This is a genomic window from Prosthecobacter sp., assembly GCF_034366625.1.
Taxonomy (GTDB): domain Bacteria; phylum Verrucomicrobiota; class Verrucomicrobiia; order Verrucomicrobiales; family Verrucomicrobiaceae; genus Prosthecobacter.
Window position 1 is genome coordinate 431,657 of record NZ_JAXMIH010000006.1, and the last position, 25,475, is coordinate 457,131.

Annotated in this window: 21 protein-coding genes; 7 read left to right on the plus strand and 14 right to left on the minus strand. The window is 60.5% G+C overall.

Annotated elements, in window-relative coordinates; genetic code table 11:
• Positions 1–21: 21 nt before the first annotated feature.
• From U1A53_RS04675 to U1A53_RS04705, 7 genes are all read right to left on the minus strand, one after another.
• Positions 22–3,735: an SUMF1/EgtB/PvdO family nonheme iron enzyme gene (locus U1A53_RS04675; RefSeq protein WP_322279307.1), complete on the minus strand. Its 3,714-nt coding sequence runs from the start codon at positions 3,733–3,735 to the stop codon at positions 22–24.
• Positions 3,736–3,804: 69 nt separating this feature from the next.
• The gene (locus U1A53_RS04680) at positions 3,805–6,009 is read right to left on the minus strand and encodes a copper-translocating P-type ATPase (RefSeq protein ID WP_322279308.1); all 2,205 of its coding nucleotides are present in this window, start codon (positions 6,007–6,009) and stop codon (positions 3,805–3,807) included.
• Positions 6,010–6,071: 62 nt separating this feature from the next.
• Entirely contained in the window at positions 6,072–9,239 is a 3,168-nt protein-coding gene (locus U1A53_RS04685) for a PSD1 and planctomycete cytochrome C domain-containing protein (RefSeq protein ID WP_322279309.1), read from the minus strand.
• A 60-nt stretch (positions 9,240–9,299) separates the two neighbouring features.
• On the minus strand, positions 9,300–9,632 hold the full coding sequence (locus U1A53_RS04690) for a hypothetical protein (RefSeq protein ID WP_322279310.1): 333 nt from the start codon (positions 9,630–9,632) through the stop codon (positions 9,300–9,302).
• 28 nt (positions 9,633–9,660) lie between these two features.
• Positions 9,661–10,509 carry a pantoate--beta-alanine ligase gene (panC, locus tag U1A53_RS04695; protein ID WP_322279311.1) on the minus strand — a complete coding sequence of 283 codons (849 nt, stop codon included), beginning with the start codon at positions 10,507–10,509 and terminating at the stop codon, positions 9,661–9,663.
• Positions 10,506–11,348: an ABC transporter permease gene (locus tag U1A53_RS04700; RefSeq protein WP_322279312.1), complete on the minus strand. Its 843-nt coding sequence runs from the start codon at positions 11,346–11,348 to the stop codon at positions 10,506–10,508. The genes panC and U1A53_RS04700 overlap by 4 nt, the downstream gene beginning before the upstream one ends.
• On the minus strand, positions 11,345–12,238 hold the full coding sequence (locus U1A53_RS04705) for an ABC transporter ATP-binding protein (RefSeq protein ID WP_322279313.1): 894 nt from the start codon (positions 12,236–12,238) through the stop codon (positions 11,345–11,347). Before U1A53_RS04705 ends, U1A53_RS04700 begins: the two co-directional genes overlap by 4 nt.
• Before the next feature lie 133 nt (positions 12,239–12,371).
• On the opposite strand from U1A53_RS04705, the gene U1A53_RS04710 reads away from it, so the two are divergent.
• From U1A53_RS04710 to U1A53_RS04720, 3 genes are all read left to right on the plus strand, one after another.
• Complete coding sequence (locus U1A53_RS04710; protein WP_322279314.1) at positions 12,372–13,094, plus strand: HAMP domain-containing sensor histidine kinase; 723 nt, start codon at positions 12,372–12,374, stop codon at positions 13,092–13,094.
• Between the two features lie 103 nt (positions 13,095–13,197).
• Positions 13,198–13,923, plus strand: coding sequence for a hypothetical protein (locus U1A53_RS04715; protein ID WP_322279315.1), 726 nt, complete (start codon positions 13,198–13,200; stop codon positions 13,921–13,923).
• A 75-nt stretch (positions 13,924–13,998) separates the two neighbouring features.
• A complete protein-coding gene (locus tag U1A53_RS04720) occupies positions 13,999–14,760 on the plus strand; it encodes a hypothetical protein (RefSeq protein WP_322279316.1) in 762 nt (253 codons plus the stop codon).
• Positions 14,761–14,816: 56 nt separating this feature from the next.
• On the opposite strand, the gene rpmB is transcribed toward U1A53_RS04720, so the two are convergent.
• The 4 genes from rpmB to U1A53_RS04740 form a co-directional block, all read right to left on the minus strand.
• Positions 14,817–15,080 (minus strand): 50S ribosomal protein L28, encoded by a 264-nt coding sequence (gene rpmB / locus U1A53_RS04725; protein ID WP_322279317.1) that lies wholly within the window; start codon positions 15,078–15,080, stop codon positions 14,817–14,819.
• Positions 15,081–15,155: 75 nt separating this feature from the next.
• Complete coding sequence (locus U1A53_RS04730; RefSeq protein WP_322279318.1) at positions 15,156–16,370, minus strand: hypothetical protein; 1,215 nt, start codon at positions 16,368–16,370, stop codon at positions 15,156–15,158.
• A gap of 205 nt (positions 16,371–16,575) precedes the next feature.
• Complete coding sequence (locus U1A53_RS04735) at positions 16,576–17,628, minus strand: agmatine deiminase family protein (RefSeq protein WP_322279319.1); 1,053 nt, start codon at positions 17,626–17,628, stop codon at positions 16,576–16,578.
• A complete protein-coding gene (locus U1A53_RS04740; protein ID WP_322279320.1) occupies positions 17,621–18,487 on the minus strand; it encodes a carbon-nitrogen hydrolase in 867 nt (288 codons plus the stop codon). Before U1A53_RS04740 ends, U1A53_RS04735 begins: the two co-directional genes overlap by 8 nt.
• Before the next feature lie 112 nt (positions 18,488–18,599).
• Between U1A53_RS04740 and U1A53_RS04745 the strand changes: the two genes are divergently transcribed.
• Together U1A53_RS04745 and U1A53_RS04750 are read left to right on the plus strand one after the other, a co-directional pair.
• Entirely contained in the window at positions 18,600–18,812 is a 213-nt protein-coding gene (locus tag U1A53_RS04745; protein ID WP_322279322.1) for an antitoxin AF2212-like protein, read from the plus strand.
• Positions 18,793–19,110, plus strand: a complete 318-nt coding sequence (locus tag U1A53_RS04750) for a type II toxin-antitoxin system PemK/MazF family toxin (RefSeq protein WP_322279323.1) — start codon at positions 18,793–18,795, stop codon at positions 19,108–19,110. The genes U1A53_RS04745 and U1A53_RS04750 overlap by 20 nt, the downstream gene beginning before the upstream one ends.
• Before the next feature lie 66 nt (positions 19,111–19,176).
• On the opposite strand, the gene U1A53_RS04755 is transcribed toward U1A53_RS04750, so the two are convergent.
• On the minus strand, positions 19,177–19,584 hold the full coding sequence (locus tag U1A53_RS04755; protein WP_322279324.1) for a DoxX family protein: 408 nt from the start codon (positions 19,582–19,584) through the stop codon (positions 19,177–19,179).
• Between the two features lie 129 nt (positions 19,585–19,713).
• Entirely contained in the window at positions 19,714–22,578 is a 2,865-nt protein-coding gene (locus U1A53_RS04760) for a valine--tRNA ligase (RefSeq protein ID WP_322279325.1), read from the minus strand.
• A gap of 68 nt (positions 22,579–22,646) precedes the next feature.
• Between U1A53_RS04760 and U1A53_RS04765 the strand changes: the two genes are divergently transcribed.
• Positions 22,647–23,588: a hypothetical protein gene (locus U1A53_RS04765; RefSeq protein WP_322279326.1), complete on the plus strand. Its 942-nt coding sequence runs from the start codon at positions 22,647–22,649 to the stop codon at positions 23,586–23,588.
• Positions 23,589–23,837: 249 nt separating this feature from the next.
• Here U1A53_RS04765 and U1A53_RS04770 read toward each other — a convergent pair whose 3' ends face one another.
• Positions 23,838–24,518: a hypothetical protein gene (locus tag U1A53_RS04770; protein ID WP_322279327.1), complete on the minus strand. Its 681-nt coding sequence runs from the start codon at positions 24,516–24,518 to the stop codon at positions 23,838–23,840.
• Between the two features lie 166 nt (positions 24,519–24,684).
• Here U1A53_RS04770 and rph point away from each other — a divergent pair, with 166 nt between their 5' ends.
• A complete protein-coding gene (rph, locus tag U1A53_RS04775; RefSeq protein ID WP_322279328.1) occupies positions 24,685–25,470 on the plus strand; it encodes a ribonuclease PH in 786 nt (261 codons plus the stop codon).
• Positions 25,471–25,475: the final 5 nt, after the last annotated feature.

A 25,475-nucleotide genomic window follows, 5' to 3' on the forward strand; every position in this document is an offset into this window, starting at 1 on the left:
CCTCAACCTCGGTTGCTACGTTCAGCCACCCGGCGGAATGCCCGCCAGTCGTTTTTTCTTGATGGCATCAAGGTAGGGACCGCCGGTGTAACTTCGCATCTGCTGTGCGTCTGGACCGAGAATGGCCTCCCAAGTCAGCAATTGCTCCATCGAAAACTGTTCGAGTACATCCCGCAACGCCTCACCGTGCAGTTCCACCACCTGGTTGGAGCCGCCGCCGTTGGCCGCCTCGCGAATCCTCACCAAGCCACAGTCGGTCTGGAGTTTTTCGTCACGCTTTTTGATCCACGCCTCCTGCTCTTTGGACAATTGCAGAGCCACCTTGATGTCAGTGGCGATGACTTTCACGATGGACACCCCTCTCCGCGCACGATCTTTGGCAGACTCGGGCATGCTGGTGAGCGGGAATGCTTTGGCGGCGGCTGCCAGCCGACTCACTGCCGGGTCGGCCTTGGCCGAAGATGTCGAGTTTACAGGCTGAACTGTCGAAACACTGCCGCCAGCAGGGGGTGAGACGGTGCTTGTGGCAGGCTGCGCAGTGGTGGCAATTGATGACTGGCCTTCAGCCAACACGCACCTGAAACCGTAGGTTGCAATGTGGCAATCAGGCCGGTTGCTACTGCGGCTGGAGGACAGCGGCGGCTCGCGGTCGAGTGCACAGCAGCCACCACGCAAAACCCGAGCCTGCATGGATGGATGAGGGTGATCCTGGCACCACTCCCATGCGTTTCCGCCCATGTCATAGAGGCCCAGCGCGTTGGGCTTGAAACTCATCACCGGCGCAGTCCAGGAGTAGCCGTCATTCACGATGCTGGCGACGTAATTTCCATCCTGTGGCGTCGGCGGATAGTACCCTCCCCATGGATACACACCCTCGATCTTCCCAGACTTATCTTGGGGACTGCCCTTCGGGGTTTCCTGCGCTTCCCTTTCGCCAATGCCCACCGCGTAGCTCCATTCCTCATCGGTGGGAAGCCGGTAGGCGTGTCCTTCCTTCTTGCTCAACCATGCGCAGAACCCATTCGCATCCTCCCAGCTCACTCGCACTACCGGTTGCTGCTCCTGGTCGTCACCCTTCTTCCAACTGGTGTCCACATTGGCGGCGCTGGCCGCATAAGCGGCGTAGTCCGCCTTCCGTGTCTCATGAATGCAGAACAACACCTTGATTCCTGGCACCGGCACGAACTTCATGCCGAGAGTGTTCACGAAGGGCTTGTCCTTGGTGGCTGAGAGCAATGGCGACTCCGTGGATGACGACTGGCTGGTGGTTGTGACCACCGCCTGGGATGTCTTGAACACGGCCATCATCTGCTGCCGATAGGTTTCCACCGTCTTCGCGGCGTTGGCATTCGCGGCGGTTGTCAGCGAGGCATGCACACTGGCGAGAGACTGGTCCAGGCTGGTGACGAGGGTTATTTCGATCTTGGCAGTCTCGCGCACGAAGATGTCGCGCAACTCCTTGAGGCGTGGCGGTGCCGGATCTTTCAGAGCCGGGAGTGCAGGAAGAGGCACGACTGCTGTGGCGCTCAAATTTTTCTCGATCACCGCTACGAACGCCGTGGCGTGGGCGATGGCGGCATCCGCAGCAGCAGCCTCGGTCAGCACGCCGCTTTTGACCGCCGCATCCTTCGCAGTGACTAGTGCGGCACGGTATTTCGTGGTCAGATCACTGAGCTGCGCATAACGTGCCTTCTGGTAGTTGGCGACGCGGGTGCGGAAATCGGGGAGCTGCTGAAGATCGAAAGCGGGCGCGGAAACGATGGTCGCTGGAGTGGGCGCGGCAGATGTGGCGGTCGGTGGCGTGGGAGTGGTAGGAGCGACCACACAACGAAAACCGACATCGCTGAGGTGGTAAGCGGGCTGGAAGTCACGCCGCCATGATGACAACAGTCCGATGCGGCTACCTTCTTGCCACGATGCACCGCGGACCACACGAGAGGTGCTTTCGATGTCAAAAATATCTTCACACCACTCCCAGACGTTTCCACCAATGTCATACAAACCGAACCGGTTGATCGCAAAGCTGCCCACGGGCGCCGTCGCCGGAAACCCATCCCTATAGCCGGGCACCGCTGTCATATTTTTGTTCAACTCTGATTCGATAATCTCTTCGCCCCTGTAATTGCCCGCTCCATCAGGCGGCGGCCATGCGCCGTCCCATGGAAACACTTCGGGGATAACGCCTTTCCCATTCACTGTTTTCCACGTCCCTTTTTCTTTCGGCCTTCTTGCCACGTTTTCCTGCCCGCCGATGCCCACGGCACAACTCCACTCATGATCCGTCGGCAGCCGGTAACTCTCCGCTGTACCGAGCCGTCCAGCTTTGTGCTCGCGATCCGTGAGCCACACACAGAACGCTTGTGCATTGTCCCAACTCACCGCCACCATCGGATGCATTGGTCCCTGCTCAAATTTCACATTCACTCGTGCGAGCTTGGTCTCCTGCATGAACACCTCGTAGTCCTGCACGCGAGTCTCCCACACGCTGAAAAGCACGCGTTGCTTATCCGTCGGCCCACCAGTGATCGGCACGGGCAAGAACTTCATCCCGAGGCTGTTCAGGAAGGGCGGCTCCTTCGTGGCGGAGATAGTGCCGCTGCTTTGGGGAAGTGTGCTGGCAACCGCCGGACTGGAGCTGGCTACGGGCGCGATTTCGGGCGATGGGACGCCGCTGCCGCCTGAATCCTTGAGGAACAGCCACCCTGCAACACCGCCTATCGCAATCAGCGCCGCCCACAACAATGGGGAGCTGTTCTTTGCGGTGCGAACGACGATTTGAGGCTGCTGCGGACGATACGGCTGCCCGCCGGGATGTTGGGGGCGCGCTTGCGTGGGCAATGCGGCAGGAGCTTGCTTGGCGTTTTCCTCCACTTTCACCACTGGCTGCGTCAGGATGCTGTCGAGATTCTGCCGCATCTCCAGCACACTCTGGTAGCGCATCTCACGGTCATCCCGCAGCGCTTTGGCAATGATCCCGTCGTAGCGCGGGTCGAGGCCCGGCACCTGCAGCGAGGGCAGCTCAAACATGCCCTGCGGCAGCTTGCCAGTGAGCATTTGATACAGCATGACGCCCACCGCATAAATATCGGCGCGGTGATCCACGCCAGTGCCGAGCATGAGGGCTTCCGGAGCCATGTAGCACAACGTGCCCATTGCCATGCCGCTCTGGGTCAGGCCGCTTTCCCCGCTCTGGGTCATCTTCGCCAGACCGAAGTCCGCCACCTTCACCACGCCGTCATAGCCGACCATGATGTTCGCCGGTTTGATGTCGCGATGGATGATACCGCGTTCATGCGCGTAGGCCAGCGCGTCGCATACATGCGCGGTGATCGCCATGGCATGGTCCGTGTGCAGGCGCTTCTGCTGGGCGATCATGCGCGAGACATCCGTGCCCTCAACGAACTCCATCACGATGTAGAGCAGCCCGCTCGCCGTCTGGCCGAAATCATATACCGCGACGATGCCGGGGTGGGTGAGCTTTGCCATGGCGCGCGCCTCGTTCTTGAAGCGCTCCGCAAAGCTGGTGTCGGCCTCATCGAGCGTGTTGGAAAGAATCTTAATGGCGACAGGACGGTCCAGCGAGATCTGGCGCCCCTTGTACACCGCCCCCATGCCGCCACGACCCAGCAACATCTCGATTTCATACTGCGGCAGCATCGCCGCAAGCTCCTGTGCCGTCGGCGGCTGCCAGGAGGCGGATGACCGCGTGGCAGGAGGATTCGAGTCGTGACTCATGGCAGCAAAATGGACAGGAGACGTGCCCTGACGCAAGCCCGCATTTGCAACTCTCCGCATGCAGCCCGCTCACTTGAACCACCGCAGGCGCAGGCTGTTCAGGATCACGGAAACACTGCTCAGCGACATCGCCACGCTGGCGATCATGGGATTGAGCAGCCAGCCGGTGAGGGGATAGAGCAATCCGGCGGCCAACGGGATGCCGAGACCATTGTAAAGGAAGGCAAACCACAGGTTCTGACGGATGATCTTCATCGTGGCACGGCTGAGCGCAAAGGCTTGATGCAAGGCGCGCAGATCGCCCTTCACCAGCGTGACGGCGGCGCTTTGGATGGCGACCTCGGTGCCGGTGCCCATGGCGATGCCGACATCGGCGGCGGCGAGCGCGGGCGCGTCATTGATGCCGTCGCCAGCGAAGGCCACATACCGGTCTTTGCCCCGGGCCTGATAAACGTGCAGCAGTTTTTCCTTTGGCGAGACTTCGGCGGCGACTTCGTCGATGCCCAGATCCTTCGCCACACGCTGCGCGGTGGGCAGCGCGTCGCCAGTGATCATCTGCAGCTTCAAACCGAGCGCATGGAGCGCTTGGATCGCCTGCGGTGCGCTCTCCTTGATCTTGTCCTTGATCGCAATGAGGCCGAGCGGTTTTTCATTGAGCACGACAACGACCACCGTGCAGCCATCCGCCTGCAACTGTGCCGAACGCGCGTGGCATTCGGCATCGATAAACACACCGTTCTTTTTCAGAAACGATGCCTGACCGACGAAGACTTCGCTCTCACCAATGTTGCCCAGCACGCCACCGCCGGTGATGACCTGGAAACCGGTGACGGTGGCCAGCGGGATGTTGCGCTCCTTCGCCGCGTTCACGATGGCCGTGGCGATCGGATGCTCGCTCAAGGCCTCGACCGCGGCGGCGCAAGCGAGCAGATCACGCGCGGAAAGGCCGGGCAGAGGCACGATCTCCGTCACTGAGGGTTTGCCCTCTGTGAGCGTGCCGGTCTTGTCGAGCATCAGGATGTCGATGACCTGCAGCCGTTCGAGTGTCTCGGCGTTCTTGATCAAAACACCGAGCTGAGCGCCACGACCCAGGCCGACGGTGACGGCCATCGGCGTTGCCAAACCGAGCGCGCAGGGGCAGGCGATGATCAAAACGGCCACCGCATTCACCACGGCGAATGCGAAAGACGGCTGCGGGCCAAACTTCCACCACAGCAGGAACGTCAGCACCGCGACACCGACCACCGCTGGAACAAACCACGCCGAAACACGATCCGCGAGTCGTTGCACCGGTGCGCGACTGGCCTGCGCTTTGGCGGTCATTTCGACGATCTGGCTCAGCAGCGTATTCGCGCCCACGCGCTCGGCGCGCATGAGGAAGGTGCCATTGCCATTCACCGTGCCACCGGTCACAGCAGCCTTTGCCTCTTTCTTCTGCGGCATCGATTCGCCGGTCAGCATCGATTCATCCACAGCAGAGCTGCCTTCCGTCACGATTCCATCCACGGGAATGCGCGCACCCGGTTTGAGGCGCAGCACATCGCCGATTTGGATGTCATCCACGGGTGTTTCGATTTCCTGGCCATCGCGGACGAGCAGCGCTGTCTTCGGCGCGAGATTCATCAGCGCACGAATCGCCGATCCCGTCGCTTTGCGTGCGCGTAGTTCGAGAAGCTGCCCCAGCAGCACGAGCACGGTGATCACCGCCGCGCTTTCAAAGTACAACGCCATGCCACCATGCGTGGCCTCATGGGGCAGCCAGTTGGGAGCCACCAGTGCCACAACGCTGTAAAGCCATGCCGCCAGCACACCGAGGCCGATGAGCGTGAACATGTTGAAGCGCAGTGTGAGGATCGACTTCCAAAATCGCGCCAGCAACGGCCAGCCGACCCAAAAGACCACCGGTGTGGCCCACACCATCTGCATCCAGCCGGAGGCGTCGTGCGAAATGTCGCGGATCACCGGCAGATTCATGCCCATCGAGAGCAGCACGACCGGCACGGTCATGGCGGCGCTCCAGCGCACGCGCCACCACAGGTCACGCACCTCGTCATCACCGCCGTCGCCGCAGCATTCGGGCTCATTGCGCATGGCGAGCGGATTTTTCTCCAAGGCCATGCCGCATTGAGGACACGCGCCGGGTTTGTCAGATCGCACTCCTTCGCACATCGGGCAGATGTAGGGTGCGGGCGGCAGTTCCGTCTTTGACACAATCACCGTCCGCTCCTCATCCGAGGGGCAGTGCGGACAGGGTGTCGGCGCGTTGGGTTGCATTGCGGTGGCAAAATAGCCGCACAAACAACGCCATCACCAGACTATTCTTGGCGAATGCTGGCTCAACCCTTCGTGATGCACTCGTCAAGATTGAGAATCGCGCTCGCCACGGCATACCAGGCAGCGAATTCGGCGGCGGGCAGATTTTTCGGGAGTTCGAGGCCGGTGACGAGTTCTTTCGTGGCCTGCGCGTCGGCTTTGGCGGATTCAAACTGGGCTTCCCAGAGAGATTTGAGCACGCCGAACTCTTTGGCTTGCGGCGTGCGTGCCAGGGCGATGCGGAAGGCATGTTGCAGCCGCGAATCGAGATCCTGGCTCGGCGATTCAGTGACGATGCGTTTGGCGAAGGCCTTGGTGGCCTCGACATAAACGGGGTCGTTGAGCAACGTGAGCGCCTGGAGCGGTGTGTTGCTGCGCGAACGGCGCACCACACAGGCCATACGTGCGCTGGCATCGAAGTTCATGAAGCTCGGATAGGGCGAACCGCGTTTGAGCACAACGTAGAGGCCACGTCGGTATTGTTCGGCTCCGGGACTGACGACGTAGTTGTAATCCTGTCCGCCCACTTTTTTCCAGAGTCCATCGGGCTGTGGCGGACGGATGGGAACACCGCCCTGCTTCAAATTGAGCAGACCAGCGATGGCGAGGGCGTTGTCGCGGATGGTTTCGGCATCGAGGCGAAAACGGGGGCCGTGCCAGAGCAAAGTGTTGGCGGGATCAAGCTGAGAGCCAAGGGCGTAGGGCATAGGGCCAGACGCTTCGCGCGATTCGGGACTGGATTGGAACTCTTCGCCCTTTGCTCTTTGCCCTGCACTTTGTCTGTAAGCCGCGCTCATGACGATCTTCTTGAGCACATGCTTCATGTTCCAGCCGCTGTCGATGAACTCGACGGCGAGCCAGTCGAGAAGTTCGGGATGACTTGGGGCCGCGCCTTTGATGCCGAAGTCTTCGAGCGTCGCGACAATGCCCTGGCCGAAGAGCTCGGCCCACCAACGATTCACGGTGACGCGTGCGACGAGCGGATTGTCGCGGCTGGTGAGCCATTTCGCCAAGGTGATGCGATTGGACGGGCCTTGGGGCTTGGAATTGAAGATGGCGGGAACCGTTGGAGTGACGGGATCAGCCGGATCGGTGTAAACACCGCGTTTGAAGATGGCAGACATGCGCGGCTGCGGGAGTTCGCGCATGATTTCGGTGGTGGGGGCATCCAGCGCGGTGATCTGCTTTTGCAGCGCGGTTTTCTGGCGTTCGAATTTGGCGAGTTCGGGATCTTTGGATTTCGGCGTGGCGGCGGCTTTGCCTTTGCCACGTTTGGTGACGACGGGCGCGGGTTCTTCGACGGCAGGGAGGCATGCAACGACATCACCCGTGATGCTGGAGATGCGCAGGCAGCCCATGACGAGGCCGTTGCCGAAATTCTGCTCCATGCGAATGCTAAGCTTCGTTCCGGTGGGGATGGAAACGGGTTTGGCGAGTTCAAAGGCGGCCCAGTGAGGTTCACCGAAGCGCTGGCCGATGGCCCAGGCTTTTTTGCCGGTCTTGTCGATGAGAGTGGTGACAGCGTAGCCGTTTTGTGAGTAGTCGGCGTGGGCAGCACTGAATTTGAGGGGCTGCGTTTTGCCGTCGGGCGTGGTGAGAGCACAGTCGAAGGTGTGGAGGACGAAGTTGGGACGATTCGCGCCGCCGCGGCCGGGTCCATCGCCCGCGATGGAGGCATGGGTGAGGGCTTCGAGCAGCAATCCGCTGAGTTCGCCCCCCTTGAGCTCGGCTTCGAAGGTGTAGGTGTCTTTGTCGGGCACAGGGCCGGTTAGAAGGACGCTGCCGTCGCTTTGCAGTTCGGACTCGGCGTCGCTTTCGGTGATGAAGGCGGTGGGCTTGAGGGCTTGGACGGGTTTGGCGGAATCGATTTGGCCAGAACGTGAGGCGGCCGGGTTTCCGCGTTGGCCTCCGGAGCCGGTGAACTGCTGCTGACGTGCGGTGATCTGAGCGTCGAGCGTTTTCAATTGAGCGGCGAGCTGCTGGCGCTGCGTTTCACGTCCAGGATCGCTAATTTTAAACGGGGTGCCGTTGAAGCGGATGGAGCCGGGTGTGCTGGGATTGGCGCGCTCGGCTTCTTTCTCGGTGTTGTTGTAGTAAGCGAGGAGGGAGTAGTAGTCGCGCTGGGTGATGGGGTCGTATTTGTGGTTGTGGCACTGGGCGCATTCGAGCGTGGTGCCGAGCCAGACAGCGCCGGTGGTGTTGACGCGGTCGATGACTTGATTGATGCGGCTTTCCTCGGGCTCGGTGCCAGCTTCGACATTCGTGGGCGTGCAGCGATGGAAACCGGTGGCGATGATTTGATCGGGCGTGGCGTTGGGGAGCAGGTCGCCAGCGATTTGTTCGAGGGTGAACTGGTCGAAGGGCATGTTGGCATTCAGCGCGTTTACCACCCAGTCGCGCCAGGCCCAGACCTCGCGCAAATCATCGCGCTGAAAGCCGTGGGAGTCGGCGTAGCGGGCGAGATCGAGCCATGGGCGTGCCCAGCGGGGACCGAATTGCGGTGAGTTTAAGAGGCGGTTGGTGAGGGATTCGTACGCGGTGAGGGGAGCGACGGTGGAAGTGCTCAGTGCCGAGTGCTCAGTGCTCAGTTTCGGAGTCTGCGGACTGAGCACTGAGGACTGAGGACTTTTTTCCTTCGCCACAGCAGCCACGAAATCGGCTACTTCTTGCGGAGTCGGAGGCAGGCCGGTCAAATCGAGCGACAGGCGGCGAATGAGAGTTTCGGGAGTGGCTTCGGGCGATGGGGCGAGTTTGTTGGCTTCGAGCTTGGCGAGGATGAAGTGGTCGAGGTCGGTTTTGGGCCAGGACTTGTTCTGGATGGCGGGAAGTGGCGGACGTGTGGGCGGGACGTAACTCCAGTGCTTGAGCGTTTCGATTTTGTCGGGCCATTGGGCACCGGAGTTGATCCAATCGCGCAGATGATTGATCTCGGCGGCCGTGAGGCGGTCGCCGCGTTTGGGCATGGCTTCCTTGTCTTCCTTGGACAAGGCGACACGGCGAAGGAGGTCGGGACCGATTTCGAGATGCTTCGCAGAGGCGGTGTCGAGGCGGAGGTCGCCTTTTTGTTTTTCGCTGCCGTGGCATTCGAAGCAGGCACGCTGGAGTACGGGGAAGACGTCTTTGGCGAAGTCCGTGGGCGCGGCGTGGACGGCCGTGGCGACGAGCAACGTGATGAATGCGAGACGGATCATGCGGTCGTTGTGAACGACGGGAAAAGGCGGGACTTGCCTGAACGAGTTGGAAAACTCGTTCTACAACAGCCGGCGTGCGTTGCGCAGGCCGTCGGCGGTGACGACGGCTTGATTGCGGGCGGCGATCATGAAGTCGAGGTGGTTCTGCCACTGCATGGGGCGCAGCGAGGCGAGACCAGTGGCGCGGCGGCTGTAGCCGTAGTCGGCGATCTCCCAGCCGTAATCGGAATGGCGGTTGCGGTAGTCAGCACGGTGAATCCACGCGCCGAACTCGTCCTTGCGCCAGACCTCGGGGTCGTTGCCGGGAATGGTCTGCGCGAGCGCCCAGACGCGGCGGATGATCTCGGCGTCGTAGCCTTCGATGGAGTCGGAGACGGTGGGGAGTTCGGGCATTGAGGGGACGTTGCGAGAGCGGCGTGCCTTATTTGAGCTCGATGTTGTCGATGAGACGGGCGGAACCGAAAAAGACGGCAACAGCGATGACAACGAGCTCTGTGGTGGAGGACACAGGCTGAAGGGTCGTGGCATCGACGGCGGAGACGTAGTCGATGCGACCCAGCGGAGCGTGCTGCTGGATGTGATTCGTGATGAGCTTTTGCAGCGCGGCGGGTTCACGCTCGCCGTTTTTCCACGAGTCACGAGCAGCAACGAGCGCGGCACGGAGCGCGGGAGCCTGGGCACGTTCTTCGGGATTCAGATAACGATTGCGGCTGCTCATGGCGAGGCCGTCGGCTTCGCGCACGGTGTCGATGGCGTGGAGGACGACATTGAAGTCGAGATCGCGCACGAGACGACGGATGATGGCGAACTGCTGGTAGTCCTTTTTACCAAACACGGCGTCATCACACTGGACGAGGTTGAAGAGCTTGGCCACCACGGTGCAGACGCCGTCGAAATGGCCGGGCCGACTGGTGCCACAAAGAGCCAATGAGAGGCTCGTCTCGTGAAGCACGATGCTGCGATCGGATGGGTAAATCTCGTCGGCTTTGGGAGCGAAGATCATGTCCGCCCCATTGTCACGGCAGAGGCCGAGATCCTCGATGAGGGTGCGCGGGTATTTGGCAAAGTCTTCGCCGGGGCCGAACTGGAGCGGGTTGACGAAAAGGCTAACGGCAACATTGCCATTCGGACCGGCGATCTCACGCGCGGCACGCACGAGCGCGGCGTGCCCCTCGTGCAAGGCGCCCATGGTGGGCACGAAGACGCAGCGCGTGCCTTTGTTGATCGTGCTCCAGGAGCGGAGCTGACGGACATTGTTGATGACATTCATGATTTTAAGTCCCGGGATTCAAACACGGCATAGCCCAGGGTGAAAAGACTGATATTAACGGCAAGAACCACCGCGTATCCACGCCAGATAAGCGGCCAGTCGATGGTTTCCGCCAGGATGCGGCCCCAACTGGCCATGTGTTTTGTGATGAGGAGGTGCTGATAGTTGTCCATGAAGCCGCTGGTACGCATGATGAAGTCCACCAAGATGTACGTCAGTGCTCCAATGGTGGCAGCGGCTGGTTTGATGCGGAAGCAGGAAAGAAAGAAGGCGATGCTGCTGATGGTGGTCATGCTGAGGCCGAGATAGAGCGAACTCAGGGCGTAGCGCTGCAAACCAGGACCCCAGTCATAAAAGGCAACGACAGACACCTCTGGCACGAGGGCAAAAAAACCGCCACCCCAGCCATACAACGCCAGGCCGAGCACAAACGCCGTCCAGGCGAGAAACTGGATCATGAACACCGCGTAGCCGGTGCAGGTGAGGTATTTGAGCAACAGCAGACGAAATCGGCTGACCGGACGTGCCAGCAGCAGCCGCATGTGGCCATCCTCCCCCTCTTTGGCGACGATGTCGCCCGCCACCAGGCTGAGGAACAGCGCACCGAGCAAAAAAACCGAAACGCCCATGACGAAACTGGCCAGGGTCAGCGCCGACAGGTAATAGCTCACGTTCTCGCCTGAGCCGGCAATCAGGCGCTGGGTGGGCAGGCCGAACTTTTTGATGAGCAGAAACACAAGGATCTGCAGCGCCACAAAAGCCCCGAAGCCGATGTAGGTGCGACGGCGGGCGAAGAGCTTCAACAGCTCGCCAGACCACTGCTGGAAGAAGAGGGTCATGATTTCGAGGACAGGCCCATGTAGAGTTCCTCCAGCGTGCGGCGGTGCGACTGCCAGGCGCTGACCTGGACCTTGCCATTCACAAGCGCGGTGACGAGTTCGTGCGGCTCCATGTTGAGCGGAACCTCGACGACGCCGTGTTTGTCCATCGTGGCACCAGAGCGGACGAGCACTTCGCGGGCGAGGCCGATGTCGCTGGTTTCGAGCTGGAACATGCGGCGGGTTTTTTCCTGCGAGGGCACGGGGCCTTCAAACACCTTTTTGCCGTCCTTCAAAATGACGCAGCGGTCACACATCTGCTCGATTTCGGCGAGGAGGTGCGAGTTGAGCATGATGGTCATGCCCTGGTGCTTGCGCAGGTGCAGGATGAGTTCGCGGAATTCACGGATGCCCTCGGGGTCGAGACCGTCAGTCGGTTCGTCGAGCAGCAGAATCTTCGGCTGCGGCAGCAGTGCCTGGGCGAGGGCGAGTCGTTGCCGCATGCCGTGACTGTAGGTGGCGGTTTTTTGTGTGATGGCGCGGTTGAGATTGACCATCTGCACGACACGTTTGACCTCCGACTCGTCCCACCAGCCGGAAAGGGAGCAGAGCACGCGGAGATTCTGCCAGCCGCTGAGGTAATCGTAAAACACGGCCGCTTCATAAATCGCGCCGATCTGCTGAAGGGCGCCACCACGATCTTTTTGCACGCTGCGGCCACCGATGCGCACCTCGCCCTGATCCGGCCGCACCATGCCGAGTGTAATGCCCATGATGGTGCTCTTGCCAGCGCCGTTGTGGCCGAGCAGGCCAAGAATTTCGCCTTCCTTCACCTCGAAGCTCACATCATCGAGCGCCAGCCGCCCGGTGGGCCAGCGCTTGGTGAGATGTCTGACTTCGAGGAGTGCCATGGAGTGCGACAGTGGCGAGATGCCGGCGCGGATGCCAGTTTTTAGTCACGGAGCGTCAAACAAGTCGGCAAATTCGCGTTTGCCACCGTCGTCGCCCGACTGCATTACTCCGGCCTGTCCAAGCCCCCATGCCATGCAGTTTTATTTCCCCACAACCCTGAATCTCGGCCACGAACACAGCGAAGGCTTCCATCAGGAACTGCTGCGCGGACTGACCCACAAGCTGAACAACCTGCTGGCGGTGATCCAGGGCTTCAGCAGCCTGATTTTGATGCAGGAGGATCTCGATCCGGGCGTGAGCGAGAACATGCAGCACATCCGTGAGGCCTCCGTGGGCGTGACGAATCTGAGCGAGCGCATCCGCTCTGCCGGTGGTTGCGCGAAGATCAGCCCGCAGTCGCTGGGCCTGAATGAATATCTTCCCGTCATTGAAGGCGCGGTGATGGAGCCGTTTCAAAAGGAAGGCGTGCAGCTTGAGGCGGATGTGCAGCCTGGCCTGCCGCCGATCTTGGTGGACCCGACGAAGTTCAAGGACATCCTCACCGAGTTGCTGCGCAATGCCGCTGAAGCAGCCGCGAAGGGTGGCGGCCGTTGCGCGCTGAAAATTTGCGGTCCCGGCACGATCACCCCGGCCGATCAGCGCCGCGTGGACATCCTGGTGAGCAACACCGGCTCCCAGATCCCGCCGGAGAAAATCCAAGAAGTGTTCCGTCCGTTCCATGGCACGAAGAACAGCAATCACCTCGGCCTCGGGCTGACGATTGCGGCCATGCTCAGCCATCAGATGAACATCCAGCTCGGCGTGGCCTCGGAGAACAACACGACGACGTTCTGGCTTAGCTGCCCGATGGCCTGAGAACGGCCTCGGGGGTGGAATTTTCAGTTTTTTGTGCCAGTCCGAAGCAACGTCAGCGTTGCTGAAGTTGTCATAGAACCTGTTCACCTATTGGAGGTCTCCCATGAAACGATCCGCTCTGTTCCTCGCCCTGCTGCTGGCCGTGGCGCCGGCTGTGGCAGCCCCGAAAAACTACGGCACCATCACCACGCGCGATGGCAAGTCGTTTTACGAATGCAAAGTGCTGCGTGTGTATCCGGACGGTGTCGGCTTCACGCACCGGAATGGCGCGGCGAAAATCGCCTTCAAGGATCTGCCGGAAAATTTACGGCGCGAATTCCGCTATGATCCGCAGGCGGAGGCAAAGTACCAGCGTGAGCAGGCCGCGTTGCGTCAGGAGGAGCAGAAGCGCGAGAGACTGCGCGAGATCGCGATGCAGGAAAAACTGATGGAGGCACAGATGGCCGAGGCCAGCTACCTTGCGGCAGCACAGTCGGCGTATTATCGTGCACCAGCCAGCCCTTCGATGTCGCTGGCGCTGCCGGGAGAAACACTGCCGACGCTGACTTACCAAACGCCCTCATGGGTTGGCACACCGATCACAGGCCAGGCCCTTGGGGGCAGCGATTATCGCCGCAGCGGCTATTCGTATTGGGGCGGGCAACCGTTCGGCTACGGCGGTGGCTATTACCCATGGGGAGGCTACAGCGGCTATCCTTATGGCGGATACGGCCATGGTTACGGTGCCTATGTGAGTCCCACGATTTATCGTTCTTGGAACGTGGGCAGCGGGTTCCGCATCGGTGTGGGCATCTCCCCTTTCGGCGGCGGAATCCGCTTGTTCCCCTGACGTGTTGCTTCGGATTTGCGAAGCATAAAAAACTGGCAATCCGGCCGTTCTCGCGGTCAACTGAAGACCAGCCCGATGAAAACGATTCTTTCCGCCCTCATCACGCTTCCTCTTGGTTTTGCCTTCGCCGCACCGGCGCTCGAACTGGCCACGATCCACACCGTTCACGGCAAGACCTACCAGCAGTGCAAGATCGTGCAGCGCGATCCTGATGGCGTGGCCTTCACCCATCTCAAAGGCACTGCCCGCGTACTGTTCAACGACCTGCCCGAAACCACGCGGATCGAACTCGGCTACAACGCACAAGCGGCCGCAGAACTCGAAAGGAGCCGTGAACAGGACCGCCAGACAAAAATCAAAGAACGTCTCCAGCAGCAGGAGAGGATGGCAGAATTGAGACACGCGGCACGGCTGGCGGAGATCAAACGGCTCTCCCAGCAGCCGATAATCCTTTTTCAGCAGCCTTCGCCCTTTGCCGGGCCGGTTCCTGCAGTTGGTTTCGCCACCTCGGGTTGGGGAGGTGGTTTCTCATGGCACGGCAGGCATCGTCATGCCGCCGCACAGCCTCGCGGCTGGGACAATGTGGGCATTGCCACGATCGGTTCCGGGAGCGGTGGCATTTACGTGCCGCAGAGCGGCGGCTTCTTCTTCACTGGTTTGCCGCAGGTGCATCAAAGCCCGACACTGGGCTGGTACAATCCCGGCTTCTACGGCAGTCCTGCCATGCCACGCTTGGGAACATTCGGTGTCGTACCCGGGCTGGCGGCACCCAACCCGCCTGCCGTCGTGCCCGGTGTGAGGATTCCGGGCCGGGCCTCGTTTCCCGTTCGGCGATAAAAAGACAGGCGGACCCGTTTCCAGGTCCGCCCGTCGGTAAAGATGTGGGACTGCGGTTAGATCAGGCCGGCTTTTTTCAGCGTGGCGTAGGCACCGTTCTTGTCGAGCGTCTTGAGTGCACGCGCGGTGAGTTTCACCTCGATGTACTTGTTGAGTTCAGGAACGAAAATGCGCTTGCTGCGCAGGTTCGGAAAAATGACACGCTTCACACGCTTCGTGATGTGACGACCGATACCGCCTTCTTTCTTGGCTTTACCGCTGCGATGAATGTGGTGGCCGCGGGTGACGCCGACGCCGGTGATTTGACAGATAGTAGCCATAAGAGTTTCGGGGGAAAGGGGCCGCGATACTAGCCGAGGACTTCGGGGCGTCAACCAAAAGTCCGGCTTTCAGCATCAACGGCGCGGACGCCCCACCATCAAACTGGTCGTCTGCGGATTCATCAGGTAGCCAATGCCGAAATTCAACGGCTTCACGGCGTGCCGCCCGGAAGAGTAGGCTGAGACCAAATCCGGCTGCTGGCAGCCCGAAAAAATGTCCAAGGTGCTGCGATAGTTGCCGTAGAGCCACACATCCCATCCATGGCGGACGAATTCCCGGTAGGGCACGCCAGAAGGATCCTGGACGATGGCACTGCTGTGCCGCAGCAGAAAATCGCGGATGCTGGAGAAGCCGCCCTCATGCATGAGGTAGGACGCGCTCTTGGTGAAGGCCGGAACCCGGCCCAGACGTGACACAAAAGTCAGGAACGGTCCTCCGGAACTCACGCCGCCGTTGGAGAGGTCTTGTTTGAAGTAGAACACCCGTTTCAAGCCGCCCAAACCGCTCCGACAACGGATCATGAGGCCCGTGTTCCCCGAAGAACCGGAAAGCGTGACATTTCCCGCACCATCCAGCCGCACCGTATCGACCGATTCGACCGTGTATCCAGTGCGTGCCATGAAGGCCATGATGACTGGCAGCACGCCGCGGAAACGTGTGGCCTGCAGATCGTTGCGCATGTCCGTCGTGATGAAATAGCTGTTCTGCATGATGGTCGAAACCGAGTTATGCAGGCCGTAGAGGCCACGATCGATCTCCCCCTGCGACAGATCGCCCAGGCGCGGCAGCGGCTCCGCCGGCTCCAAGCCACACATCACATAGGTCTCTGCGGAAGGGCAGATCACGCTCGCGAACAGGAAATCCGGCCCGCTGAACGGGTAAAACAAGGCGTTCGCGCCCTGTACGTCGCCAATCTCCCCATTCGCCCAGGCACGCAACGGTTCGCGGTGCAGGGACAGATGCGTGGCCCACAGGTTGTCCATGCGCTGCTTGTGGGCGGTCCAGGCGGAGGAGTTGCGCACGCTCGACGCCACATTCTGGCCAAACGAGGCGTCCATTCCGGCGAACAACCGTGCGATGTCGTTGATGGACTCCGACTGCGTCGGCACATTCATGGACGCCGCACCGTTGTAGAGAGGACGGTTGTCAGAACTCTGCGCACGGCGGACGCTGCTGCCACCGAGGGCTTCCAGAACGCTGTTCCACTGGCTGGCTTTATTTGCCGCAGTGTAGTTTTGGAAGGCGGCATCGGGCAGGGCACAGCCAGCGATCAATAGCAGCGTCAGCAATCCACCCACTGCTCGGCAATGAGTTGAGAGGTCACGATTTCGTAGAGCCATCATAGAAGCACGAGCGTATCAGACACAAAACAAGCTCCAAGAAACTCTTTATAGCTTCTGGCAGGTTTATTTCCGCTTCGATTTACTCGCTATAAAAATTCAGCACTACTATTGCAGGGCGCTGAATATTTAAGCTTCACCCCCTCCTTCAGCCTCACTTCGGCTGGTGCATCGCAATGCAATGGAAGGCACCACCTTCGGTGACAAGATCCTTCGCCATCATGGAGATGATTTCACGACCGGGGAAGCACTCGGAAATCTTGTCCTCGGCCATGGCGTCCTTCTTTTTGTGACCGAACAGCGGCATGAGCACGGCGTTGTTCAGGATCAGGAAGTTCGCGTAGCTCGCAGGCAGGCGGCTGAGACGCCAGTCCTTCATCTCGATGGCCTGGGGCATCTCGATTTCAATGATTTCGAGCTTGCCGCCATCGGGAGCTTTCACGTCGTTGAGTCGCTCGCGAATGTCTTTGAGAACCTTGTGATTGGGGTCGGTTTCACGCGGCTCGACCATGCAGATGACGGCGTCGTCGCGGATGAAGCGCACCACGTCGTCGATGTGGCCGTCGGTGTCATCGCCTTCGATGCCTTTCTTGAACCACACGATGTCCTTCACGCCGAGCATGGCTTTCAATTCCTTCTCGACCTCGGCCTTGTTGCCCGGCTTGCCACCGTGGCGGTTGGGATTGAGCAACACAGCCTCGGTGGTGAGCAGTGTACCTTTGCCATTCGTCTCGATGGCGCCGCCTTCGAGGATCATCTTTGAGGTGAAGCGCTCCATCTTCAGTGCGGCCGCAGCCTTCTCAGGAATGGCGTTGTCGAGATCCCACGGCGGAAACTTGCCGCCCCAGCCGTTGAATTCCCAGTCGGTGATCGCGACCTTGCCGGTCTCGTTGTGCTTGATGAAGATCGGCCCGTGGTCACGGCACCACACGTCGTTCGTGTTGTTTTCATAGATGTCCACCTGGCTCAGATCGCCTTCGTTGTCGGCGATGCTCAGGCGGATGTTCATGTGGCTGAGCATCGGCGCATTGATGCGCACGCGCTCGTAGCGGGAAATGGTGCTGGCGATCTCACCAAACTTGTCCTGCAGCTTGTGGTAGGTCTTCGGGCAGCTTTCTTTGTTGGAGGGCCAGGAAAGCCAGATTGCCTCCTGCGGTTCAAATTCGGCAGGCAGGCGGTAGTTCTGAGGGTAGGAAGCTTTACTCATCAAGGTAGCGTTTGGTCAGGGGAGCGTAGGTGTCAATGCGGCGATCACGGAAAAACGGCCAGATGCGGCGGAAATCCTCCACCGCTGAAAGGTCACACGGCACGATCAAAATCTCTTCATCGCTCACGGAGGCCTTTGCAACGACTTCTCCATAAGGATTTGCCACGAAACTCTGGCCCCAGAATTCGCTCTGCTGCTCGGTGCCCACGCGGTTGACCGCCGCCACGAAACAGCCGTTGGCCACTGCATGGCCACGTTGCACGGTCTCCCAGGCGCAGTGCTGGGCGGCTCCGAGGGCGGCTTTTTCGCTCGGCAGCCAGCCGATGGCCGTGGGGTAGAACAAAATCTCCGCGCCAGCCAGTGCCGTAAGCCGTGCGGCCTCCGGATACCACTGGTCCCAGCAGATCAGCACACCAATGCGACCAAACTTGGTGTCCCACACGCGATAGCCAAGGTCTCCCGGCGTGAAATAAAACTTCTCCTCGAACCCCGGGTCCTGCGGGATGTGCATCTTGCGGTACTTGCCCAACACCGTGCCATCCGCGTCGATCACCGCTGCTGTGTTGTGATACAAACCCGGTCCACGCTTTTCAAACAACGGCACGATGATCACCACGCCCAGTTCCTTCGCCAGCGGGGCCAAAGCCTCCGTCGTGGGGCCCGGAACGGCCTCGGCGAGGTTAAACAGCTCCGTGTCCTGCGTGATGCAGAAGTACGGCGTGTTGAACAGCTCCTGCAGGCACACGATCTGCGCACCGCGAGACGCCGCCTCACGGATGAGGCGCACATGCTCGCGCAGGCTTTCGTCTTTGCTGGAAAAGGCCCGGCTTTGCACCAGACCGAGGATGACCTTCGACATAGGGCGCGAAGTGTTGAGCGCGTGGCGGGGTAATGCAAGGAAAGCTATGCACACAAACCAAGGCATGGCAGCACCGGCTTGCACGCGTGCGGACTGCTGCTACCCTCGACTCATGAGCACCGCCGTCGATGCGATCTATGAAAAGGGGCTGTTGCAGCTCCTGGCTCCTCTGCCATTACCGGAACACAGTCGAGTTCGTGTCGCTGTAGAACTCATCAGTGACGACCCGGAGCGTTCCGAGTGGCTCTCCCAGTCGCAACGTCAGCTCGAAACGGTGTGGGACAACGATGCCGACGACGTTTTCAATGAATTGCTCGCGTCATGATGTCGTCCTGCTGCCGATCCCGTTCACGGATTTGAGCAGCCAGAAAGTCCGCCCAGCGGTGGTCCTCGGTCACGGCTCGTTTCCTGGCGACCTCTTTGTGGTTCCGATCACTTCACAGCTCGCGAACACGGATTTCCCGCTGAACGCATGGCAGGCCGCCAGACTCAATGTGCCTTGCGGCATCAAATCGCAGATCTGCACCATTGAAGACCGGCTGGTGCGCAAAGTCGTTGGTCGATTGCACCCGACCGATGTGGCAACGCTTCAAACACATTTGCGCAACTGGCTGGGGCTTTGAAAGCCCACACGCCGCAAAAAAAGCCCGGTAGCTCTCGCCACCGGGCTTGGAGGATTCAAAAGCGGCTTACTCGCGGTCCACCGAGAACTTGCCCGCGCCGGTGAACAGCAGCGTCACATAGGCGATGAGGTACACCATCGCCAGCTCGCCAGAATTCGCGCCGACCAAGGCGGACTTATGGACAAAGAAGAAGGCGGTTCCCATGGTCGCCGCCAGCATCAGGGCCGCGAAACGAGTGAACAGGCCGGCGATCAGCAGCGCGGAGCAGGCGACCTCGGCGAACACGGCCAGACCCGCGTTCACATTGGCCGGCAGGCCGAACAAGCTGGGGAACTTCTCCACCGTGGCGGAGAAGTTCAGCAGTTTGCCGCGGCCGTGGAGCAGCAGCATGGAAAAACCGAGGGCAACGCGCAGGATGAGCAGACCGTAGTCGGGAGACTTCGGCAGGAACGACAGTTTCAGGAGCTTGAGCATGAGTGTGTTGGGTTCGGGTTGAGCGGGGATTAATCCAAGCATGATCCACCCCCGGCTCCGCCGACAAGCCTAAAATCCAAGGAGTGGGAGCTTCCAGCTCCCACAGTGGGGCCAGGATGGCCCCACTCCTCATCCCAGTGCTTCCAGCATCGTCTTCAGCTTCGCAAGCTGCGCGGACCAGTCGGCCTCGCGTTGCGTGTGATCGTCGAGCACCTTCTGCGGCACTTTGGCGGTGAAATTCGTGTCTGCGAGCTTCGCGCGGACCTTTTCCAGCTCCGATTCGACTTTGGCGATCTCCTTGCCCACGCGGGCCGTTTCGGCCTCCACGTCGATCAGGCCGTCGAGAGGCAGGAAAAGCTCGCCGAGAGGCGTCAGGGCCGCTGGCGTGCCTTTTTTCGGCTGGTAGCTCGCATCGACATCGAGCGGCTCGGCGTTCAGGAGGATGCGCAGGACCTCGATCTCGTGGTCGGGTAGTTCCTGGCTTGGCTTGAGGACGAAACGGACGCGCTTGTTGATGTTGAAGGTGCTCTTCAGGCCACGGCCCAGATTGACGGCTTCGTATTTGTCGTTCGCGGTCTTTTCGTCCTCGGGGAGGATGCCGAAGTGGGCGAGTTCGTCCGCATCGAGCGGTTTCGGCCACGGCGCGAACATGATGCTCTTGCCGCCTTGGTTCTCCGGTAGGTCGGTGTTGAAGCCCATGCCGTGCCACAGCTCTTCGGTGATGAAGGGCATGAAGGGATGGAAGAGACGCAGCGTGTGGCCGAGCACGAAGTCGATGACGGCGAGCGTGTTGGCTTTGCGCTTCTCATCGCTGCCTTGGAGCACGGCTTTGCTGGCCTCGATGTACCAGTCGCAGTACTCGCTCCAGAAGAAGCGGTAGAGCGTGGTGGTGGCGTCGCTGAAACGGTAGTCTTCCAGCGCGGTGCTGACTTCGGCGATGGCGGTGTTGAGGCGCAGGAGGATCCATTTGTCGTCGCTGCTGAGCAGGGCGGCGCTGATTTCGGTCTCGACCTCGCCACCTTGCATCTGGCGGAAGCGGGCGGCGTTCCAAAGCTTGGTGCAGAAGTTGCGGCCGAGTTCGACGTTCTTTTCGTCGAAGCAGATGTCCTGGCCCAGCGGGGCGCTACGCATGATGCCGAAGCGCAACGCGTCCGCGCTGTAGCTGGCGATCAGCTCCAGCGGATCGGGCGAATTGCCGAGCGATTTGGACATCTTGCGGCCCTGCTTGTCGCGGATGATGCCGGTGAAATAGACGTTCTTGAACGGCAGCTCGCCCATCCACTCGAAGCCGGCCATGATCATGCGGGCGACCCAGAAGAAGATGATGTCCGGCCCCGTGACGAGATCGGTCGTCGGGTAGAAAGCCTTCAACGTGGAGGTCTTCTCCGGCCATCCCATCGTCGCAAACGGCCACAGCCAGGAGCTGAACCAGGTGTCGAGGACATCGGGGTCTTGGGTGAAGCCGAGCATTTCGACTTTGTTGGACGCCATGGCTGAATCAGTCGTGATTTCGACTCGGTAAAGGTCATCGCCGATTTGCACGATACGCCCATGAACCTCTTCAAAATCGCGCCCATCTAGTTCAGCGCAGAATGAGGTCGATTTGGCAGTGGTGTCTGATGAGGGTGAAGCAACGCGTGCTTTTTCCCGCACGACTTCCATGACTGAAGCCAGCGCTGGGAACAGCACGACGATCTGGTTGCCTTCAAGATTGCGGCTCCACACCGGAATCCGATGCCCCCACCAGACCTGGCGGCTGATGCACCAGTCCTGCAGGCCGGTCATCCAGTGATCATAGACCTTCGCCCAGCGGTCGGGGTGGAATTTCATCTCGCCATTGGCCACGACGGCCTGGCTTTCCTTCACGCTCGGGTATTTGAGGAACCACTGCTCGCTCAAACGACTCTCGATGGGCACGTCGGCACGCTCGGAGTAGCCGAGGTTGTTCTGATACGGCTCCTCTTTGACGAGGCTGCCGATCTCCGCGAGCAGCTCGGCGGCGCGTTTGCGGGCGGCAAAGCGCTCCATGCCGGCGAGGTCTTTGCCAGCGAGTTCGTTGAGCACGCCGTTCGGATGCATTACATCGACGGCGGCCAGGTTGTGACGCTGCGCGATCTCAAAGTCGGCCTTGTCATGCGCGGGCGTCACTTTCAGCACACCAGTGCCGAAGGTGAAATCGACATGCTCATCGGCGATGATCGGCAGCAGCGCCTGGTCTTCGACCGGCAGCGGACGGCGGACGTGTTTGCCGATGAGATGAGCATAGCGCTCGTCCTTCGGATTCACGGCGATGGCCTGGTCGCCTGGGATCACTTCGGGACGCGTGGTGGCGATGGTGAGCCAGGTGCCGGGTTCCTCGACGACCTCGACTTTGAAGTGATACATGATGGCGTTCTGCGCCTTCATGACGACCTCCTCATCGCTGAGCGCGGTGAGGGAGGACGGGCACCAGTTCACCATGCGCTTGCCACGGTAGATGAGGCCCTTTTTGTAGAGATCCACGAACACGCGCATGACGCAGGCGTTGTAGTCGTCGTCAAAGGTGAAGCGCTCGCGGCTCCAGTCGCAGGAGGCACCGAGCTTCTTGAGCTGCTCGATGATGATGCCGCCGTGCTTCTCCTTCCACTCCCAGATCTTCGCCACGAGGCCCTCGCGGCCGAGATCGTCGCGGTGTTTGATGACGCCCTGCTTTTTCAGGGTCTTCTCGACGACGTTCTGCGTGGCGATGCCGGCGTGGTCGGTGCCGGGCAGCCAGAGCACTTCCTTCCCGAGCATGCGGGCGCGGCGGGCGAGGATGTCCTGGATGGTGTTGTTCAGCACATGGCCGAGCGTGAGGATGCCCGTGACGTTCGGCGGCGGGATGACGATGGAGTAAGCCGGGCGCTTCTCGCTCACACGGGCGGGATCGGCTTCAAAGCATTTGTCATCCAGCCAGCGCTGATACCAGCGGGCTTCGACGTCGGTTGGCGTGTAGGTCTTGTCGAGTTCGGGCATAAAGGGCGGCCAAGATGGGGGAAAGCCGCCGCTTTGCAAACGCCGAGGCGCATGTAAGCATGCGCCGCATGAGCACCACGACCTCTCCCGGTCCCACCCCCAGCGGCGGCGGCCTTCGCCATGGCTTGATGCTCGTCGTCGCGCTCGCCTTTCTCACCGCCATCGGCCTCGTGCTGCCGCATGGTGACAGCGGCGAAACATTCCGCGACGCGCTGCTGGCGCATGCGCTGTTTCGTCAGATCGTCATCGCCTTGTGGGCCATCGTGATCGTCGAAGGCCTGCTCGGTCTCTTTGTCTCCAAGGATGACTGGCCTGCACGCCTCAAACGTCTCCTGGTCACGTCGCTGCTGCCACCGCTGCGCATGGTCATCGCCACCAGCAAGCCCCATGGCTGGCTCTGGCTGCCCGGCGCAGGCTGGAAGCCCGCAGGCGAGGAAACCTCCGAAAAACTCGAGCAAAAACTCGCCCTGCCGATGGTCATCCTCACGCTGCTCGTGCTGCCCGTGCTAGGGGCCGAACTCACCGGTGGCGAGACTTTGGAAAATCATCCGCGCATGGCGCTGGCCACGCACCTGACCACCTGCGTGATCTGGGTGGGCTTCACGGTCGAGTTTCTGTGGATGGTGGCCGCCGCACCCAGCAAGCTGACGTATTGCCTCAAGAACTGGATCAATCTCGTCATCATCCTGCTGCCGCTCGTGGCCTTCCTGCGGATCCTGAGCGCCTTCCGCTTCGCACGCATGTTCCGTGCCGGCAAACTACTGCGCGCCTACCGCCTCCGCGGTCTGTGGACGCGCCTCTGGCGGCTCGCGCTTCTCTTCAATCTCCTCGAACGCCTGCAAAAACGCGATCCCGCGAAGTACTGCGCTGTACTGGAAAAGAAGATCGCCGATCTGGAGGAAGATCTCGCCGAACTGCGCACCAAGCTGGCGGAACAGCGCGGCAAGACCTTGGCCGATGTTTCAACTGATCCCGAAGGGATCAAAGAAGGTAGCCAGGGGCAAGGCTGAGGCACGAAGCCGCCGCCCCTGGAATGGAACCACGTCTTCTTTCTCCGAAGGGCGCATGCCGGAGGTATGCGAGAAGCTTTCAATGGCTGTATGTCATCACTGGGCTGGCGAGGGTTTCTCGCATACCTCCGGCATGCGCTCTTGATAGACGATGTTTGTTTCGATGTTCCAGGGGTGGCGCTCGCTGCGCGAGCTTACCCCGGGCTAATTTCTTTGATCCCTTCGGGATCGCCGGAGTGAGCCATACATTCACTGCCCCAGGCTCAGATACTCACGCACCGTGTGATTCATCGCACGTCGTGCCGGAGGAAAGCAGTGCGCCACTTTCTCAAAGGTTTCCTCCATCGCGAACTCCTCCGCCAGGATGTGCTTCCGTGCCGCATCGAGATGGCTGACGACAACCTGCTCGTAGTAGTCCACATCCGGCGCTCCGCGACGCTCCGCCCGGCGGTGCAAAAAGTCGGGATACAGGCAGGTCAGCACGAGGAACTGGTTCGCGCACTGCACATGAAGGAAGAATTTGTGATGCCGGCTCGCGCTCTCGATCGCCTCCAGATAATCCACGCTGTACAGGCTGTCGATGCTGTGATTGATGTCCTCCGGCCCCTTCGTCGGCGTGCAGCCGAAGTCCGCGCACACCACCGCCATGTAGTCCGCCACTGCGATCTCCGTGATGCCGAACTCCTTCAACGAATGCCGTACCACGATGAAGAAGAACAGTTCTGGAGACAGCATCGCCGCCTTCCGTGAGATCAGCGCCGCCTCGAACAGCTTGTCGTTGTCCAGGATGATCGGCACGGCATCCGGGTCATCCATCATCGCCTTGAATCCCTCCTTGCCGCGCTCGGTCAGGGCGAGTGTGTCGCGGATGAAATTCCAATCCGTCGGGGTAAAACGGAACCAGCAGCCAGGGCGAGGGAAGCGCGTCATGGAGATTAAGTGTGAACTGTCATCTACCTTTAGCATAACGAATGCCAGTTGAGTTTTTCAATTGGAAATGACTGCCATGCCGAATGTTCAATCACATTCGCCGGACCTTTGTAAGACCTCTTCACAAATCTCTTGGGCGCATCCATGCACCGTGCTAAGCAAGCTCATGCCCAGAACCGACGGACGCGCCCCAGACCAGCTTCGCAAAATTGAATACGTCCTCGACGTCGCCCCGCACGCTGCGGGCTCGGTGCTCATCGCCTTTGGCAATACCCGCGTCATCTGCACCGCCTGCATCAATGAGGAAGTGCCGCGCTGGATGAAAGTGCAGAACGTCAAAGGCGGCTGGCTCACCGCTGAGTACTCCATGCTGCCGTATTCCACCCTGGAGCGCAAAGACCGCGAAAGCTCACGCGGCAGGCCCGACGGCCGCAGCACTGAAATTCAGCGCCTCATCGGCCGCAGCCTCCGTGCCGTCGTTGATCTCGAAAAACTCGGTGCCCGCACCCTCTGCGTCGATTGCGACGTGCTCCAGGCCGACGGCGGCACCCGCACCGCCGCCATCACCGGCGCCTGCATCGCCGTCTCCATCGCCTTCAACCGCCTGCTCGAAAAAGGCAAGATCACCCGTCAACCGCTCAAGAAAAAGATCGCCGCCGTCAGCGTCGGCATCCTCAAGGGCGAGACGCTGCTCGATCTCTGCTACGTCGAAGACGCCGCCGCTGATGTCGATAGCAACATCGTCCTCACCGAAGACGGCGAATTCGTCGAAATCCAGGGCAGCGGCGAAGAAGCCACCTTCACCGAAGCGCAGCTTCATTCCATGCTCGAATACGGCCGCAAAGGCATCAAAGAACTCGTCACCATCCAGGACGAGGCCATTAACAGCGCCATGAAGCCCGCCGAGGGCAAGGACCTGCAAAAGCTGGCGGAGTTTTTCGGCAAACGCTGAGGAAG